Source organism: Halogeometricum sp. S3BR5-2 (assembly GCF_031624635.1).
Taxonomy (GTDB): Archaea; Halobacteriota; Halobacteria; order Halobacteriales; family Haloferacaceae; genus Halogeometricum; species Halogeometricum luteum.
The window spans coordinates 1,122,781-1,139,890 of record NZ_JAMQOQ010000001.1 but is presented as its reverse complement, the minus strand read 5'-3'; the positions used below and the strand labels follow the sequence as shown (position 1 = coordinate 1,139,890).

Sequence of the window (17,110 nt, the reverse complement as noted above, 5' to 3'; positions counted from 1 at the left end):
GGGTCATCGCTGTACGGAGAGTACACGTTCGATGATCAGCACTCTCTCTTCGCTCTCGACTTTCTTCCCGGACGACGACCGAACCGGAACCCGTTCCGGCCCCCCGCGCGGCGGGGAGACGCGAGCGGTCGCTTCTCTCTTCGACTCGCTTCCCAGCCGTCGGCGCTCGACGAGGAATGGCGACTGAGGCAACGTTCACGGTCCGCGCCGGGGAATTTCCCTTGGGAAGCGTCTTCGAGACGCTCCCGTCGGCGACCGTGGAACTCGAGCGCGTCGTCCCGAACCGCGGCGCGATAGCCCCGTACGCGTGGGTGTACGGCGCCCGCGTCGACGACGTCGAGGCGGCGTTCGCCCCGCATCCGGGCGTGCGGGGCATCCGACTCGTGGACGCCGTCGACGACCAGTACCTCCTGCGCGTCGAGTGGGACCCCTCCCATCGGAGCGTTCTGAGCGCGCTTGCCGAGACGGGCGTTCCGCTCCTCGAAGCGGTCGGGACGAGCGAGCGGTGGCTGTTTCGCATCCGAGGCGACGGACGCGACGACGTTGCCGCGTTTTACGACCGATGTCAGGAGTGGGGCGTGCCGCTGGCGATGACCGAAGTCCACTCGCTCACCCCGCGGCGGCGCTCGACCGAGGCCGCCCTGACCGAGGCCCAACGCGAGGCGCTGGTCCTGGCGTACGAGCGCGGGTACTTCGACACGCCGCGCGAGGTGACGATGGCCGAACTGGGGTCGGAACTCGGAATCACCCAGCAGGCGGTCGGCTCCCGCATCCGACGCGGTATCGACTGCATCTTAGACGAGACGCTCTCGACCGTGGACGACGACGAGGAGCGCTGAGAGCGGTAAGCGGTCGGGGACGAGGGTTCTCCCGCCGACCTCACCGGTCGAGCAGCGCCCGAACGTCGGCCTCGATGCGGTCGGTCACCGCCCCCTCGGCGCCCTCGGGCACGTCGAGGTGATGGAAATCGTTCATGATTCGGACCATCGCCAGCGCCTCGTAGCGCGGTTCGGGAGTCGACACCCGACCGACGCGTTCCGGCGCCGTCGCGCGATAGCCCGACAGCATCGCCTCGCGAACGGGTTCGCGCCGGTCCGAGACGTCCGGGAGGCCCGCCAGGAACGCCCCGCCGTAGAGGTAGACGGCGAACTCGAAGTCGAACGCCGCCGGGACGGCGAGCGTGTAGCCCCAGTCGAGCACCGCGGTGATTTCCCCCGTCTCGGGGTCGACGAGGAGGTTGTGGAGTCCGTGGTCGTTCCGCCCCAGTACGGGGTCGAACGGGCCGTCGAGGCGGCCGATACCCGCGTCGAACCACCGCTCCAGCGTCGGCGTTAGGCGGGAGAACCGCGAGTCCGCGTGCCGGTCGAGTTCGCGGCCGACGTACCCGCGGAGGAAGGTCGGCCAGTCCTCGCAGGCGTCCTCGACAGTCAGCGTCGCCGGGTCGCCGTCGGGCCGGCCGCCGGTCAGGGGCGGGCCGTCGTGGCCGACGAGGCCGAACGCGTCGACGGCCGGCACCGAGTGGAGTTCGCCCAACTGCTCGCCCGTCTCGCGGGCGAGTCGTCGGAGCGCGCCGTCGTCGAGTCGGCAGACGCGCTCGTAGGCGACGCGTTCGCCGGGCAGGGCGTCCATGACGAAGTACGGCGTCGGGAGCGTCCCGTGGTCGTCGACGACGCCGCGGACCGTCGGGACGGGCATCGACGTCAGGGCGCGGAGGACGGATTGAATCCGGGGCTCGGTCGGGACGGACCGGGTCTCGCCGTCGGGAGACGCCTTCAGATACCGCTCTCCGTCCCCCTCGTCGTCGCGGACGTCGAGGCGGTAGATGGAACCGAAGCCGCGGTCGACGCGGGCGTACCCCCGCAGTTCCGCGTTCGGTTCGACCCGTCGGAGCATCCGCGCGAGGGTCGCACGCGAGAACTCCCGCGCCTCGGGTACGTCGTCCATACCCCGGCTACCGCGCCGCGCGGGAGAAGGGTTGCGCCGGTGTGCCACCGTCCGGCACGGGGTCGAAGGCCGGAGACCGCAGTCATCCAGCGAGGGCGGACAAACAGATCTGCACATAAGAACGAGGTTGTACATACAAGGTGAAGGTTCATAGCAGAAGAGTCGCCAATCAGCATTCATCCACGGAGACGAAGAGGTGTCGCGTATCGTGACATCGAGGCGAGGGTGAGAAGCATGCAGCAGAGTCAACCCACATCCGAACGGGGGGGAGAGGCGAGAGAACAGACCGTCCTGTTGGCCGACGACGACGAGGCGTTCCGGGAGACGCTCGTCATCTGGCTGACGGGAGAGGAGGGGTGGTCGGTCCGGGAGGCGGCCGACGGCGAGGACGTACTGTCGAAACTCGACGGGTCGGTGGACGTCCTCGTCCTCGACCGGCGGATGCCGAACCTCTCGGGACCGGAAGTGATCGACCGACTCGACGAGACGGCGTTCGACGGCGACGTGTTCGTCCTCAGCGCCTACCAGGCGGACGAACACCTGAACGACGACAGCGACCGCATCGCCGCGTACGTCACCAAACCGGTCCGGCGCGAGGAATTCATCGAACGGCTCGAATCGGGTCGCTAACCCCCTCGACGAAGGCAGCACAAGCAAAGAATCGAAAACCGAGAACGGAAAATCGAGCGGCCGTCCTACCGCGCGTCGGCGCCGCCGTCGGTCGCCGTCCGTTGGGAGGCCGGCGCGGCGGCCGTCGTGCCGACGGCGGTCGGGTCCGCGGCGTCGTCGGCGTCGGCCCCCGACCGTCCGGGTCCGGATTCGGGTCCGTCTCGCTCGTCGCTCACCTCGAACTGTTCGAGGTGATTTCTGAGTTCGCTCGCGTTCTCCGCGAGGCGGTGGACGCCTGCCGAGACTTCCGAGAGTGTCGCCGTCTGTTCTTCGGCCGCCGCGGAGACGGTCTGGGCCTCCGCGGTCGTCTCCTCGCTGATGCTCGTCGCCTCTTCGGTCATGTTGAGGATGTCTTGGGAGGACTCGGCCTGTCGACTGGTCGCGGCGTTGATCTCCTCGACGCTCGCGCTCGTCTCGTCCAGTTCCTCGACGATCTCCTCGAAGGAGCCGATGGCCGTGCCGACCGACTCGGAGCCCTCTTCGACGCGGGTCCGCATCCGCGCCATCCCGTCGAGGACGCTCTGCTGTTGGTCCTGTAGCGATTCGATGCGCGCTTCGATGCGCTGGGCGGAGTGTTGGGTCTCCTCGGCCAGTGACTTCACCTCGTTGGAGACGACGGCGAACCCGGACCCGGCCTCGCCGGCGCGGGCGGCCTCGATGTTCGCGTTCAGCGCGAGAATGTTCGTCTGCTCGGCGATGTCGGAGATGACTTCGACGATCTCGCCGATCTCGCCCATCTGCTCGTCCAGTTGCTCCATCTCGGAGACGGTGTGTTCGGTCTCCTGCTGGATGGTCTCGATACCCGTCAGCGCCTCGTTGGCTGCTTGGCGGCCCTCGTCGCCCTTCGCCGCCGTGCTCTTCGTGTAGGCCGCGAGTTGGTCGGCCGACGCGGCGATCTGTTGGACGGAGGCGGTCATCGTGTCTATCTCCTCGGAGACGGCGAGGAGGCTGTCGTTCTGGTCCGTCGCGCCGTCCGCGATGTGCTGGATGGACGTGCTGACCTCGCTGCTCGCGCGACTGACCTCGTCGGCGCTCGCGGCGACTTCTTCGCTGAGCGAGGCCACGTCGTCGCTGAACTGTCGGACCGCGAGGACCGTTCCCTCGATTTCGTCCATCATCCCGTTGTACGAGGTGGCGATGGTCCGCATATCGCGGCTGTCGCTGTTCGCGTCCATTCGGGCGGAGAGGTCGCCGTCCGCGGCGACGCTCATCACGTCGCCGTACCGTTCGGCGTCGTGGCGCTGGTCGCGCAGGTCGTCGCGGAGGTCCGCGACGCCGCGGAACACTTCGCCGAACTCGTCCTCCCGGGAGGTTCGAAGGTCGACGTCGAGGTCGCCCTCGCGGAGCGCCCGGACCTTCTCCGAGAGGTCTCGGAGGGGCTTGACCGTGCTGCGCGAGATGAGCAGACCGAGCACGACGAAGCCGACGAGCGTCGCCCCGATGAGCAACGCGACGGTGCTGCCGATTTGGTCGCCCAGCGCGAACGCCGAGGAGGTCGGCTCGTGCACGAGGAGGATGAGACCCGCGTGGTACGGCACGTACGCGACGAGGTGGCGCTCTTCCATCACGCCGGCAGCGGCGTCCTGAACGACGACGCCCGACTCGCCCGCCCACGCGCGTTCGACCGCTTCGGAGTCCTCGACCGGGTACTGCTCGCCGGCGCTCTCGCCGCTGCTGTCGAAGTCGATGCTGCCGGTCGTGCTGACCAGTTGCGTGACCGACCCGTCGGCGCCCTTGAGACGTGCGTCGACGGTCGCCGTTTCGGCCGAGTAGACCAGTACGCGGTTCGTAGCGTCCGGGACGGGGCTGAAAAAGGAGATGACGCTCACGCCGTCGCCCTGCCACTGGTGCTTCGTGGTCGACCCGATCGCGTTGGGGTCGGCGTAGGAGACCGGCGCGGCCGCGGCGACGCGGTCCATCGTGGTCCCGACCTGCCCCTCGGTCGTGCTCGCCAGTACCTCGCCGGACCGCAGGTCGACGACCGAGAGGTCGACGATGTCGGCCGGGAGTTGCTCGTGCTGGGAGCCGAGATAGGCGCTCATCTCCGTTTCGTCGTCTGTCGCCAACACCTCGGCGTTCGACACTAGTCCGACCGTCTTCGAGTGGTCGGCGCGCCACGTCGACAGCACCTCCACGTTCTCCTTGGCGGTCTGGAGGAGTTGCTCTTCGGCCTCCGCCTCGACGGTCGATTCCGCCTGCTGATATTGGTAGGCGCCGATGGCGCTAACGACGACGACGATAACCGCAAAGATGGCCACCAGTCGCCACAGGTAGTTCTGCCGAATCTGCGTCGGAAGAAGCGATTCGACCCGTTGTGAAACCTCGTGCATGCTGTGTAGGAGAGAAATCAGAGGTCGTTCATAACAGTGCCCGTTAGATTATCAAATTAGATATCAGAGCGGTCGGTACGTTGTGTGCACAAGGTGAGGACGGGTCGTTTCGGGCCGGACGGTCGCGGAGTACGGGGAATGGATGGACGTCCGTTATCGTCGCGCCGGGCGGCGTACAGGACGATGAAGAGCGCAAGAGAGTACCAATCTGGCACACTTCGAAAGTGGTAGAACGGTCTTTTTGCGATTCTGCCTCCATATCATCTCACCGGGAAATCTATTCGTCGATTCATCTCTTACTTTAGGTTTCTCACACCGTTCTCTTTTTGTTCATTCGTGTATTGAGCTACTAAAGAATTAAACTCATACGAGATGTGTGTGAATGTGTTTTTCGAGCCGCGTTACGCGTGGCGTGACGAAGAGAGCTGGAGAAAAGAGAACCGTCGTTCAGGTGGCGGAGCGCGAGGAGAGGGAGCGGACGGCGGGAACGGCGATGGTCGCGACGCTGAGGAGGATGATGACGAGGGCGATCGGACTCGTGTAGAAGATGTCGAACGACCCTCCGGACAGCGAGAGGGAGCGCCGCAGATTTGTCTCGGCGATGGGCGCGAGGATGAGTCCGAGCACCATCGGTGCCAACGGATACCCACGGAGTCGGAGCACGTACCCGAGTGCGCCCGCACCGAGCATCACCCACGCGTCGAAGAGGTTGCCCCGCAGGGCCACCGCGCCGATGACGCAGAGGACGAGGATGGCGGGCCACAGGAGCGACTCCCGGATGTTGATGAGTCGGACCCAGTAGTGCGCCCCGAGCAGTCCGAACAGCAGGATGAGGACGTAGATGAGGAGGAACCCGACGAAGATGGTGTACAGCAGCGTCGTCTCCTCCTGATAGAGCGCCGGACCGGGCTGAACGTCGTGGACCATCAGCGCGCCGATGAGGATGGCCGACACCGAGTCGCCCGGGATGCCGAGCGTCAACGTCGGAATCAGCGCGCCGCCGGTGCTGGCGTTGTTCCCGGACTCGGCGGCCGCGATGCCGCGGATGTTACCCTCGCCGAACGAGGGGACGGCGTCCGATATCCACCGCGTCGCCTCGTTGTAGGTGATGAACGCCGCGATGTCGCCGCCCGCGCCGGGGATCGAGCCGATGAGGACGCCGGCGATTCCGGACAGCGTCGAAACGGGGGCGATGTCCTTCAGATCCGAGAGCGAGGGGACGATGCCCTCGATGTCCTGGTCGACCTTCTGTCCCTCGTTGTCGATGCCCGAGGAGTACGCCTTCATCCCCTCCGCGATGCCGAACAGTCCGATCATGACCGCGATGAACTGGACTCCGGTGAGCAGTTCCGGGACGCCGAACGTGAACCGCTGGAAGCCGGTGAGCGGGTCGATGCCGACGGTGGCGACGAGCATCCCGAGGAGGCCGGATATCATCCCCTTCGGGAGCGAGTCGCCGCTGACGCTGGCGATTATCGTCAGCCCGAACAGCGCGAGGGCGAAGAACTCCGGCGAGCGGAACTGCAGGGCCGCGTCGGCGATGAGCGGGGAGAAGAACATCAGCCCGATGACGCTGATGACGCCGCCGACGAACGAGGCGACGGTGCTGATGCGGATGGCTCTGCCCGCCTCCCCCTTCTGCGAGAGCGGGTAGCCGTCGAAGATGGTCGCGGCCGCCGACGGCGTCCCCGGCGTGCGGATGAGAATCGCCGGAATCGACCCCGAGTACACCGCACCGCCGTAGATGCCGAGCAGCAGCATCATCCCGTTGCTGGGGTCCATGGTGAACGTAAACGAGAGCAGGACGGCGACGGTCATCGTCGCCGTCATCCCCGGAATCGACCCCATCAGGATGCCGACGAGCACGCCGGCGACCATCAGGAACAGCGTGAACGGGTTGAGGACGTTCGCCAACCCGCCGAGGATGGACTCTATCATAGCATCACCCACACGGGAAGCCGCGGAAGCAGTCTGGAGAACGGTATCACGCCCTCCGGAAGCGGGACCAAGAAGAACTGGCTGAAGATGTAGAACAGCGCGATGGGAAGCAGTATCGACATCAGGAGTATCGTCGTCGGCGAGCGGACCCCCGAGTAGTAGAGAATGACCGGTAGGAACAGCATCGTCCCCACGAGGAATCCCGCGAGCGGCATCACGACGAGATAGCCCAAGACGAGGGCGAACACGGTGCCCGCGGCCCGCAGATCGTGGTCACTCACGTCGAGGCCGCCGTCGCTCTCGGTGACCAACTCGGCGAGCGCGAAGAGGATGATACCGGCCGAGATGCCGATGGGGAAGAAGCCCGGCCCCACCTCGCCGCCGCTCGGGAAGCGAGAGGCGAAGAATATCACGACCGCCGCGCCGACGATGAAGGCGATTGCGAGCGGACTCGACCGTAGTGCGTTGGTGCTGAGTTTCATACGAGGTGCTCTGGCTCCGATTCGCGGTGGTGTTCGCGAGTCGACGCGGCCCGTGCGTCGCCCGTTTGCGTGTCTCCCGCTGCAGGAGACGGCGCGACGGTCGGCACCGGGTCCCTCCGCCGTTCGCTCCGGACGCGTCTCTCTGGGGGCGTGGCCAGCCGGGTCCCTGAACGTACAGTACTGGTGCTCATGTATTGAGGGATTGTGTGAAACATTCACGCATGATTTATAAAAAGGTACTGGTGTCGACCGGAGAGACGCTCGCCGCCTCTCGGTCGTCGAGACCGATCAGGCCTGTATGTTCAGTTCCTCGACCAGGTTGCCGTAGAACTCGTAGCGGTCGTCGAGGAACTGCTGGAGTTCTTCCGGGCCCCGCTTGACGCGCATGAAGTTGTTGTTCTCCATGAACGTGCGGAACGATTCGGACTCGTAGACGGTGTTGTACGTCTCGACGATGGACTGCTGGACCTCCTCCGGGAGGTCCGGCGGGGCGAAGTGCGCGAGCCACGATCCGATGACGATGTCGACCCCCTGTGACTGCATCGTCGGCGTGTTCGGGAGCGATTCGAGCTGTTCGTCGTACATGACGCCGAGTGCGGTGAGGGGGCCGTCGCGGACCTGCGAGGCCACCTCGACGGCTCCGACCGTCGCACAGTCCGCCTCGCCGTTCACCGTCGCGGTGATGGCTGGCGCGGCACCCTCGTACGCGACGTGCTGCACGTCGATTCCCGCCTCGGAGGCCCAGGCGGCGCCCGCCATGTGCCACGAGGATCCGATCCCCGAGTTGGCCATCTGCACCTTGTTGTTCTCCGCGTACGAAAGGAACTCGTCGACCGTCGTGTAATCGGAATTCTGTCTCACCACGATGGCCGCGGGCATCTGGGTGTACTGCATGATCGGCGTGATGTCGTCCGGACCGAGGTCCGCGATGCCGAGGTGTTGGAACAGACAGATTTCGGGGGCGGTGCAGCCGAGCGTGTGGCCCGTCGGCTCCGCGTTCGCCACCGCGCTCATCCCGACCGACCCCGACCCGCCCGTCTGGTTGCTGACGTTCCACGAGACGTCGGTGTTGCTCTCCGCCGCGTCGGCGACCGCTCGGCTCGTCCGGTCGGCGCCGCCGCCGGCCGACCACGGCGAGACCACTTCGACCTGCCGAGAGGGCCACTCCTGGTTCGACCCGCCGGACAGTTGGCTGACGCATCCCGCAGTCGCCACGAGACCCGCCCCACCGAGAGCCTTCAGGACGTTTCGCCGGTTCACGACGCCGCCGCCCGTACCCGCCTGGCTGTCCCCAGCGCTGGCAGAGATACTGTCGTCTGTCATCTCTACCCTATCGTATGGGGACTATCATTTAGGTTTTTCTATCATCCGATGACAAGAAACGGAACGGAAACTCGACGTTCGGCGGCGAAACAATGATGTAGGGCTACGAATCAGTAGGAGGCATGGTAATCGTCGGAGCGGTAGATCGTTCGAACAGAACGACGACGGTGGTTAGAGAGGCGGAGCGACTGGCCGAGGCGTTCGATGACACGGTTCACTTCGTCCACGCGCTGACTCGCTCGGAGTTCGTAAATCTCGGGCGAACCAGCGCGCAGGCGGACGACCCGTTGGACATGGAGCAGGTCCGTGACGCGGCGGCCGAGATGGCAGAAGAGGCGGTGACCGACGTGTCCGTCGACTACGAGACGGTCGGTCTGGTGGGCGACCCCGCCGACGAGATTATCGGCTACGCCGAGGAACGGGACGCCCGCTACATCGTGGTCCGCCCGCGACGGCGCTCTCCCACCGGAAAGGTGCTGTTCGGGAGCGTCGCCCAGTCCATCCTGCTGGATGCGACCTGTCCCGTCGTCACCTCGTTCGTCGACGACGAGGACTGACGCGAGCGAGACCCTGTCGCCTCAGGGCGGTCCGGTCGGTCAGGGACGCGGGTCCCACTCGCGTTCGGCGAGGAAGTCGTCGAGCTTCTCTTTCGGGTTCTCGAAGACGTTCGAGCCGTGGAACACCAGTACGGTATCGAAGTCGTACTGAAGCAGGTCGTAGAGGTTTATCTCGGCCGCCTCGTGGTCGTCGTTGAACAGTGCCGGCGGCGGAAGGAGGTAGCCGGCCGGAAGCCCCGCGCGGTCCGCGCCGTCGAGCGCGTCTCCGGAGATGAGGATGTCCCGGTCCCGGAGGAGCAGCGCGGAGGTCCCCTCCGTATGGCCGGGAACCTGCACCACTTCGATGTTGCCGTCGAGGACGTCGCCGTCCTCGTAGCGGACGTCCGGTTCGTGCTCGATGGCCTCGTACAGTTTCGTCTCGTTGTCCGGTGCCGCCAGCGTCGGGGAGAACGCCTCCATCACGTGGGTGAGCCCCCCGTGGTGACCGTGGTCGCCGTGTGTCAGGATGACCCGGTCGACGCCGTCGAACTCCTCTCGAAGCACCTCCACCAGTTCCTCGCCGTTCTCTTCGAACGCCGTGTCGATGAGGGTGGTCTCTCCGCTCGGTACGTCCTCGAGCACGTAGACGCGCACGTGCTCGAACTGTATCAGCGAGATGTCGTCGACGACGCTCTCCGCGCTCATGTTCGTGCCCGAATCACCCCGCCGCGAAAATAAAACTACCGATATGCGGCAGTACAGCCGCTCTCCCATCCGACTCCGCGTCGAAGGCCGCCGTCGAGGCGAACGGTCGCTTCAATACTGTTGAAACGATTCCTAGCACTTAATAGACGACGACCGAATGCGAAGGTATGAGCGAGAACGACGGGTCGGGCACGCGGCAGTTGAAGAGCGTCTCGCGGGCGTTCGACATCGTGGAGTACCTGCGGACCGAGGGACCGGCCACGCTGTCCGCGGTTGCCGAGGAGTTCGACATGCCGATGAGCACCGCCCACATCCACCTCGTCACGCTCGTCGAGAACGACTACGTGATAAAGCGCGACGAGCGGTACGAGTGCAGTTTCCTCTTCCTGCGCACCGGCGGTCAACTGCGCGACCAGTTGCCGCTGTATCAGGCCGCGAAGACGGAGATAGACGACCTCCGGGCACAGTCGGGGGAGATTGCGAACGTCGGGACCGAGCAGAACGGGTACATGGTCCAACTGTACAAGTCGGAGGGTCCCGAATCGATCGACGACAACGCGGCCCTGGGGGCGCACCTCTACTTGCACAACACGGCGCTCGGGAAGGCGATGCTGTCGCAGTTCTCGGACGACCGAGTGGAGACCATCCTCAACCTGCGGGGACTTCCGGCGCTCACCGAGGAGAGCATCGTCGACAGGGAGGCGCTGTTCGAGGAACTGGAGGAAACGCGAGAGCGCGGATACGCCGTGAACCGGGGGGAACACTTCGTCGGCGTCAGCGCCGTCGCCGCTCCGATATTATCGAACTCCGGTAGCGTCGTCGGTGCCATCAGCATCAGCGGGCCGCTCAGCCGAATGGGGGACGACCGCATCGAGGAAACGCTCGCCCCGGCGATACTGAACAAGAAGAACATCATCGAACTCAAACTCTCCCAGCGGTAAGCGTTCGTCTCGCGGTTCTCCACCCGCGCCGTCCGGTCCGGTGTCTCGATTTCCATTACGACCCTAACTTTGTAATTCCACTGCACACCGTTGGTTCGATATTGTTGAATCGCGTGCACCGTTCCGGTCTCCGAAAACACCGGCCAACGCCCGAGACGTGGCGCGAGCGTCCGATTCGGGGGCTCGCAGAAGCTATAAATATCTCCGGTCTCAACCTCCATTATCGATGAGTACGCAAAGAGTCCTCATTACGGGTCCGTTCGGCGAGGCGGGAGAAGCCCTGCGTAACCACCTGGTGGGCGAGGATCGGTACGAGTTCACCTTCCTCGACCGGAACGAGCATCCCGAGTACGAGACGCACGTGGCCGACGTCAGCGACTACGAAGCGATCCGACCCGCCTTCGACGGGCAGGACGCGGTCGTTCACCTCGCCGCCCAGTCAGACGCCGGGGCGGACTTCGGAGACGTCGTCGAACCGAACATCGTCGGAACGTATAACGTCCTCAAGGCGGCGCAGGACGCCGGAGTCGAGAAACTCGTGTTCGCGTCCTCACAGCGCGTCATGGGTCTGTACGAGGAGGACCACGCGCCGGAACTGTACGAGGAGGAGTATCCGCTCTTGCTCGACCACGAGTCGCTCCCGAAGCCCGACGGCTACTACGGCGCCTCGAAACTCTTCGGCGAGAACATCCTTCGGTCGCACGCGCGGCGCGACGCCTCCCCCGAGCAGATGTTCTCGCTCCGCATCTCCAGCGTCCGCACGGAACGGTACGACCACCCGTACGGCGACGCCGAACGCGGCGTCGACAGGGGCGACGAACACGAACTTGGCGACGACGACGAGGTGTGGGACCAGTCGCAGACCGGGTCCTGGGAGCGCGGGAGCGAGCAGTACGAGCGCATGGTGAAGCGACTGAAGGCGACGTGGACGTCCCAGCGCGACTTCGCCCACCTCGTCGACTGCTGTCTGCAAAATGAGACGGTGACGTACGATACGTTCTACGCGGTCAGCGACAACGCGTCCCGGTGGTTCGACACCGAACACGCGAAGGAGGTGCTCGGATACGAACCGAAGGATGACGGCTGTCGGTGGGACGGTCCGCCCGAGGTCGAGGGCGCCTCCTCGGAGTCGTAAACGGAGCGGTATCGGACGGTCCGTGCGTCTCCGGAGAGCGGCGACCGATGCGAGAGTGACGGGACGAATGTTCGTTTTACCGAGGATTCGACACGTCGGAGTTCGGGTATTAGGAGAACTCGCGGGAACCCGCGAGAACCGGAACGGCTCACGCAACGACGGCAGAAGAACCGGAACTACAGCTCCGAGACGTCGAAGACGGGTTTGCAGGTTTCGCCGGCCAGGAACGCCTCGAACGCCCCGTCGGCGTCGAGCAGCGAGAACCGGTCGTCGATGAACGTCTCGCAGTCGACGTCTCCGGCCCGAATGAGCCGCAGTCCGCGCTCGAAGTCCTCGTAAGTCGCCCCGTAGCTGCACTGGAGATCGATCTCCGAGCGGACGAGCGGCGAGTACGGCATCGTCGTCTCGCCGGTCTGACCCACGAGCACGATCTGTCCGCCCTTGCGCACCTCGTCCGCGGCGGTGGTCAGACCGGATGGGTGGCCCGTCGTGTCGAACACCACGTCGTACCCGACGCCGTCCGTGAGTCGCTCGCGGTGGGCGGCGATGTCTGTCTCGGCGACGTCGAGCGCCTCGAACCCGAGTTCGCGGGCGAGCGGAAGCCGATACTTCGCGTCCCGTCCGACGCCGGAGACGACCACGTCGCCGCCCTGCGCCTCGGCGACCTGCGCGCACAGCAGTCCGATCGGTCCCGGCCCCTCGACCAGCACGCGGTCGCCGGGACTGACACGCGAGTTCTCGATGACGGCGCGCGTCGCGATGGCCGTCGGTTCGACTATCGCGGCGTGCCGCGCCGGCACGCCGTCGGGGACGGAGTGGAGGACGTCCTCCGGGACGGCGATGAGTTCCTCGTAGGCGCCGTCGTGGTCGATACCGGTAAGCTCGGTGTGCTGACAGACGTTCTCCTCACCGATTTCGCACTGATAGCAGTCGCCGCACGGCCGGATCGGTCGCTCGACCACGCGGTCGCCGTGCGCGAACTTCGTGACGGCGTCGCCGACGTCGACGACGCGGCCGGTGTACTCGTGGCCGATGACCGTCGGGAGGTTCATCCGCTCGAACGGCGCTTTGAACTTGTAGATACCCGCGTCGCTGCCGCACAGGCCCGCGTACTCCACCTCGACGAGAACCTCGTCCGCCGCCGGTGTCGGGCGCCCTCGCTCGATGAGTTCGACGTACCCTTCAGTACGCTCTGTCTTCGCTAGTCCACGCATACAGCACGGTGGCAGCGCTGCGGGTATAATTCTATGGATTGGGACGACGGCGCTCGCGGGCCGGACCGCCGGCGACGACGGAAAGAGGGGGGAGGCGACCGCGCTTCCGGGACACCGATAGTTTAACGTGAGTCGTGCTCTTCGTTCGCCGCATGCACACGGTAGAGCATGACGTAGACCGACCGGACAGCGACGTCGTCGCGGCGTTCAAGGATGTGCCGAGCACTATCGTTTCGGACGTCACCGGAAACGTCGGGCTGACGATGGACTCGGGGCTCCGACCGGCGTACGACGGCGTCGAGATGGCCGGGACAGCGGTCACCGTCAACGCGTCGCCCGGAGACAACCTGATCATCCACAAGGCCATCACGATGGCCGAACCCGGCGACGTCCTTGTCATCGACTGCAACGGCTACACCGAGACGGGCCACATCGGCGAACTGATGTGCACGTCGTGTCAGGCGAACGACCTCGCTGGCATCATCATCGACGGCGCGTACCGGGACAGCCGGGAGATAGCGGAGATGGAGTTCCCGATGTACGGCCGGGGGGTCAACCCGCAGGGACCGCTCAAACAGGACCCCGGGTCGATAAACGTCACCGTCTCCTGCGGCGGGGTGAGCGTCGACCCCGGCGACATCGTCGTCGGCGACGACGACGGCGTGGCCGTGATTCCGAGCGAGGGGGCCGAGGACGTGCTGGAGCGCTCCCGCGAGAAGCTCGATTCGGAGGACTCCGTCCGCGAAGAGGTGCTGAGCGGGGAGTATCTCTACGAGCGCAACGGCTACGACGAACTGTTCGACGACCTCACCATCGTCGGACCGGAAGACTCGGTTCAGTGACGCCGCGAAGACGACCCGCAAGCGACGAGTGACGGTTCGGTAACGAGCGGCCGATGACTTCGCGCGGAGACGCCGACAGGACCTCTCCCGGCCGACGTTCTCGCGAGGACGTCGACTAGAGGTCACGGGTGCGGCTACCGCGTGGGCAGCCGGTTCGATATCGTTGAAGCAGTGAACCGAGCGAGGCGGCGAGCGTGTTACAAAAATAGGATTGTAATTAAGAGCGCGATACGCCGGCGAGAGTTCGAAGCGGAACCGGATAGCGGCGTTTCAACATCCTCAAACGGGCCGAGGGGTGCCGCCGCGGAACGGGGTCCGTCGCCTGCGGCGGTCCGGAGGACGAGGGGGAAATCGAGTCCCGAGAAACACTTTTGAACTCCGAGAGAGCTACGAATAGCATGGACGTTGATGAGTGTCGACTCGTGGGCGTGACCGACGACTTGGGCGCGGCGGCGGACGCCGATGCGCTGGCCGACTACGTCGAGTTCCGACTGGGGAGCGCGGAGAACCCCCGCGCCCAACTGTCGAACTACACCGAAGCCGTTCCGCTCGTGCTCTCCCCGCGCGCGGCCACCAGAGAGGGGGACGCGCTCGACCCCGACGAGGTGGCAAGCATCGCCGCCGCGGCGCCGCCCGGTACCGTCGAGACGGTGGAAATCGAGGCCGCCCACGCGGCCGACCGACCCGACGTGCTCGAACGACTCCGCGAACTCGGGGTCCAACTACTAATATCGAGCTACGACGAGGAGAAGACCCCGCCGCGGGGCGAACTCAAACGGACCATCGCCGAGTGCCGGAAGTACGGTGACCTCGTCAAAATCGTCGTTCGCGTCGAGGACGAGGGCGACGCGCTGACGCTTCTGGAGTGTCTGAACGACGCCTCGAAGGACGGAGTGAGCGTCGCGGGTTACGGGAGCGGAGCGGCCGGGAGACACACTCGCGTCATCAGCGCGTTCTACGGGTCAAGGCTAGTTTACGCCCCGATTCGACCCGACGAATGCTCCGGAGAGATCAGTTTGAAACAGCTCGGAAACGTGCTGGATACGATTACGAATACGAATGGAATCGAATGCGAGAGCGAACTAGCGGATAGTTTATAGCCACTGCACCGCTCACTCTACTAATTGTGGCACGGAATCTGCACCTCTGCTTCTGAAGACAATTTATTGGACCCATAGCTCTCGGCGCGTTTACGAAGCATCCACGAGAGCGTCGCTGACGGCGGTCGGAGGCGCGCGGGGGAGGTCCGAGGACTCCCGGTGCGATATTGCGGAAAGAGCCAACGTTTATACGCGGCAGAATGATAAGACCTCACATGAAAATCGAGGAATCGGCTCTCGCTGCAACAACAAACGATCTGACACGAGAGGCGGAGGCGCGGGGTATCGCCGACCTCATCGAGTTTCGGATGGACAAAGCGGAGGACCCGATCGAACAACTGGAGGCGTACGACGGCGAACTGCCGATCATCGCGACGAACCGGGCGCGGTGGTTCGGCGGAAAGGCGAACGACACGGGACGACTCGACGACCTCTTCTCCGCGTCGCGGTTCGACTCGGTCGTGTTCGTCGACATCGAGTTCGAGACGATTCGCTCGAAGAAGTGGCTGGCCTCCGAGTTCCGCGAGAACGACGTCAGTCTCATCGTCTCCCACCACGACTTCGACGAGACGCCCGAACGGGCGGTGCTCGACGCCATCATCGAAGAGTGTGCGGCGTACGGCGACATCGCCAAGGTAGCGACGTTCCCGCAGGACCAGTCGGACACGCTCACGCTCCTCGAAGCCGTCCACGCCGCCACCCAGAAGGGAATCGACGTCGCGGGCATCTCGATGGGCGAAATCGGGAGCCACACCCGTGTCATCGGTCACCTCTACGGCTCCAAACTCGGGTACGCGCCGCTCTTGGCGGACGACGTCGACTACGCGCCGGGCCAGATTCCGCTCGAAAAGCTCGCGTCGCTCATCGAACTCACGAAGAACAACAGCGTCGACGACGAGGTGATGGACGCGCTCCGGAGCGAAGTGTCCGTGCCGAAAGAGATTCCGCTGTCAGATTAGCGCTCTCGAAGGGCCGATTCCGATATTAGATCTTCTCTCCGCTCGGTCGTCGTCCGCGACGACAGCTCACGTTCACTCGCCTGTCATCTCCTCTCTCGTCGTTCCCTCTCAGCACTGAAACGCCTCCGAGCGCCGGTCAGCCGCCGACGGCGAGCGGTTCGATGAGGTGGAGGTCCTTCTCGTCGGCGACCGCTCTGACGGCCGCTAGGACCTCCTCTTTCGACCCCGCCTGCGTCGCCATCCGGACGCGGGCGCTGGACGTCTCGGTGGAGCCTTGGGGCGCGGAGATGGAGATGTCGGTCACCGTCGCGCTCCGGGTCTCCTGAATGCGAGACAGCGTGTTCGAGAAGTCGGTGTCGATGAGGTGCCCCGAGAGGAGAATGGTCAGTTCCTTGCTGTACCGCTCGGTGCCGGCCTGGATGACGTTGACCTTCGTCTGACTGAGCGCCTCGACTATCTTCTCGAATCGGTCCGGGGTGGCCTCGATGTCGACGACGACGGGGATGTAACCCCGAGGGGTGACGTTCCCGCGCTCGTGGAAGATAGAGAGGAGATTCCCGCCCTTCTCCGCGATGGGCCGGAGCGAGCGGAGCAGTTCCCCGGGTTCGTCGACGAGTTCGAGGCGGAGCGTGTACGACTTGACGGCACTCTCCGCCTCACTCATCCGTACACCACCGCGTGCTACCGTCGTTCATCGGCGGATTTCGCGCGTGGGCCGTAATAGAGGTGTCGCTCTCCGCAGGGTTCACCGCCCGTCGAAGCACCTCGAACCGCCGCCAGCGGCGTACCGCGCTGAAGAAAGCGGTCCGCGGTTACCGACTCGCGTTTCCGTCGAAGTGTGTGGTTTGTTGGTCGGTTATCGAAATATAGATTTAACTTTTGAACTTTTAGTTCCATATCTACACTGTACGTTTCTACATTCCGAGCCGGAGAACTTCTCGGACGACATACTGACAGAACACGGTAGATGTATGGTAACTCTTAACAGAATC

16 protein-coding genes are annotated in these 17,110 nt (G+C 64.9%); 8 read left to right on the top strand and 8 right to left on the bottom strand.

Translation table 11 applies throughout. The features are described from left to right. Positions 1 to 176: 176 nt before the first annotated feature. Positions 177 to 839, top strand: coding sequence for a helix-turn-helix domain-containing protein (locus tag NDI79_RS05915; protein ID WP_310927511.1), 663 nt, complete (start codon positions 177 to 179; stop codon positions 837 to 839). A 40-nt stretch (positions 840 to 879) separates the two neighbouring features. On the opposite strand, the gene NDI79_RS05910 is transcribed toward NDI79_RS05915, so the two are convergent. Next, entirely contained in the window at positions 880 to 1,944 is a 1,065-nt protein-coding gene (locus NDI79_RS05910; protein WP_310927510.1) for a phosphotransferase family protein, read from the bottom strand. Between the two features lie 234 nt (positions 1,945 to 2,178). Here NDI79_RS05910 and NDI79_RS05905 point away from each other — a divergent pair, with 234 nt between their 5' ends. Beyond that, positions 2,179 to 2,574 (top strand): response regulator transcription factor, encoded by a 396-nt coding sequence (locus NDI79_RS05905; protein WP_310927509.1) that lies wholly within the window; start codon positions 2,179 to 2,181, stop codon positions 2,572 to 2,574. Positions 2,575 to 2,639: 65 nt separating this feature from the next. Here NDI79_RS05905 and NDI79_RS05900 read toward each other — a convergent pair whose 3' ends face one another. The 4 genes from NDI79_RS05900 to NDI79_RS05885 form a co-directional block, all read right to left on the bottom strand. After that, positions 2,640 to 4,943, bottom strand: coding sequence for a methyl-accepting chemotaxis protein (locus tag NDI79_RS05900; protein WP_310927507.1), 2,304 nt, complete (start codon positions 4,941 to 4,943; stop codon positions 2,640 to 2,642). A 447-nt stretch (positions 4,944 to 5,390) separates the two neighbouring features. After that, positions 5,391 to 6,881 carry a tripartite tricarboxylate transporter permease gene (locus tag NDI79_RS05895; RefSeq protein WP_310927506.1) on the bottom strand — a complete coding sequence of 497 codons (1,491 nt, stop codon included), beginning with the start codon at positions 6,879 to 6,881 and terminating at the stop codon, positions 5,391 to 5,393. Further along, positions 6,878 to 7,363: a tripartite tricarboxylate transporter TctB family protein gene (locus tag NDI79_RS05890; RefSeq protein ID WP_310927505.1), complete on the bottom strand. Its 486-nt coding sequence runs from the start codon at positions 7,361 to 7,363 to the stop codon at positions 6,878 to 6,880. The genes NDI79_RS05895 and NDI79_RS05890 overlap by 4 nt, the downstream gene beginning before the upstream one ends. A gap of 288 nt (positions 7,364 to 7,651) precedes the next feature. Further along, complete coding sequence (locus NDI79_RS05885; protein ID WP_310927504.1) at positions 7,652 to 8,686, bottom strand: Bug family tripartite tricarboxylate transporter substrate binding protein; 1,035 nt, start codon at positions 8,684 to 8,686, stop codon at positions 7,652 to 7,654. A 122-nt stretch (positions 8,687 to 8,808) separates the two neighbouring features. Here NDI79_RS05885 and NDI79_RS05880 point away from each other — a divergent pair, with 122 nt between their 5' ends. Next, positions 8,809 to 9,243, top strand: coding sequence for a universal stress protein (locus NDI79_RS05880; protein WP_310927503.1), 435 nt, complete (start codon positions 8,809 to 8,811; stop codon positions 9,241 to 9,243). 39 nt (positions 9,244 to 9,282) lie between these two features. Here the strand turns inward: NDI79_RS05880 and NDI79_RS05875 are convergent, their stop codons facing one another. After that, on the bottom strand, positions 9,283 to 9,927 hold the full coding sequence (locus tag NDI79_RS05875; RefSeq protein WP_310927502.1) for an MBL fold metallo-hydrolase: 645 nt from the start codon (positions 9,925 to 9,927) through the stop codon (positions 9,283 to 9,285). A 167-nt stretch (positions 9,928 to 10,094) separates the two neighbouring features. Here NDI79_RS05875 and NDI79_RS05870 point away from each other — a divergent pair, with 167 nt between their 5' ends. After that, on the top strand, positions 10,095 to 10,868 hold the full coding sequence (locus tag NDI79_RS05870) for an IclR family transcriptional regulator (protein WP_310927501.1): 774 nt from the start codon (positions 10,095 to 10,097) through the stop codon (positions 10,866 to 10,868). A gap of 226 nt (positions 10,869 to 11,094) precedes the next feature. Further along, a complete protein-coding gene (locus NDI79_RS05865) occupies positions 11,095 to 12,003 on the top strand; it encodes an NAD-dependent epimerase/dehydratase family protein (RefSeq protein WP_310927500.1) in 909 nt (302 codons plus the stop codon). Positions 12,004 to 12,179: 176 nt separating this feature from the next. Here the strand turns inward: NDI79_RS05865 and NDI79_RS05860 are convergent, their stop codons facing one another. After that, complete coding sequence (locus NDI79_RS05860) at positions 12,180 to 13,217, bottom strand: zinc-dependent alcohol dehydrogenase (RefSeq protein ID WP_310927499.1); 1,038 nt, start codon at positions 13,215 to 13,217, stop codon at positions 12,180 to 12,182. A gap of 152 nt (positions 13,218 to 13,369) precedes the next feature. Between NDI79_RS05860 and NDI79_RS05855 the strand changes: the two genes are divergently transcribed. The 3 genes from NDI79_RS05855 (at position 13,370) to NDI79_RS05845 (ending at position 16,118) form a co-directional block, all read left to right on the top strand. Beyond that, positions 13,370 to 14,059: a 4-carboxy-4-hydroxy-2-oxoadipate aldolase/oxaloacetate decarboxylase gene (locus NDI79_RS05855; RefSeq protein ID WP_310927498.1), complete on the top strand. Its 690-nt coding sequence runs from the start codon at positions 13,370 to 13,372 to the stop codon at positions 14,057 to 14,059. A 398-nt stretch (positions 14,060 to 14,457) separates the two neighbouring features. Next, complete coding sequence (locus NDI79_RS05850) at positions 14,458 to 15,159, top strand: type I 3-dehydroquinate dehydratase (RefSeq protein ID WP_310927497.1); 702 nt, start codon at positions 14,458 to 14,460, stop codon at positions 15,157 to 15,159. 284 nt (positions 15,160 to 15,443) lie between these two features. Beyond that, on the top strand, positions 15,444 to 16,118 hold the full coding sequence (locus NDI79_RS05845) for a type I 3-dehydroquinate dehydratase (RefSeq protein ID WP_310927640.1): 675 nt from the start codon (positions 15,444 to 15,446) through the stop codon (positions 16,116 to 16,118). Positions 16,119 to 16,254: 136 nt separating this feature from the next. On the opposite strand, the gene NDI79_RS05840 is transcribed toward NDI79_RS05845, so the two are convergent. Next, positions 16,255 to 16,782, bottom strand: coding sequence for an amino acid-binding protein (locus tag NDI79_RS05840; protein ID WP_425499572.1), 528 nt, complete (start codon positions 16,780 to 16,782; stop codon positions 16,255 to 16,257). Positions 16,783 to 17,110 lie beyond the last annotated feature (328 nt).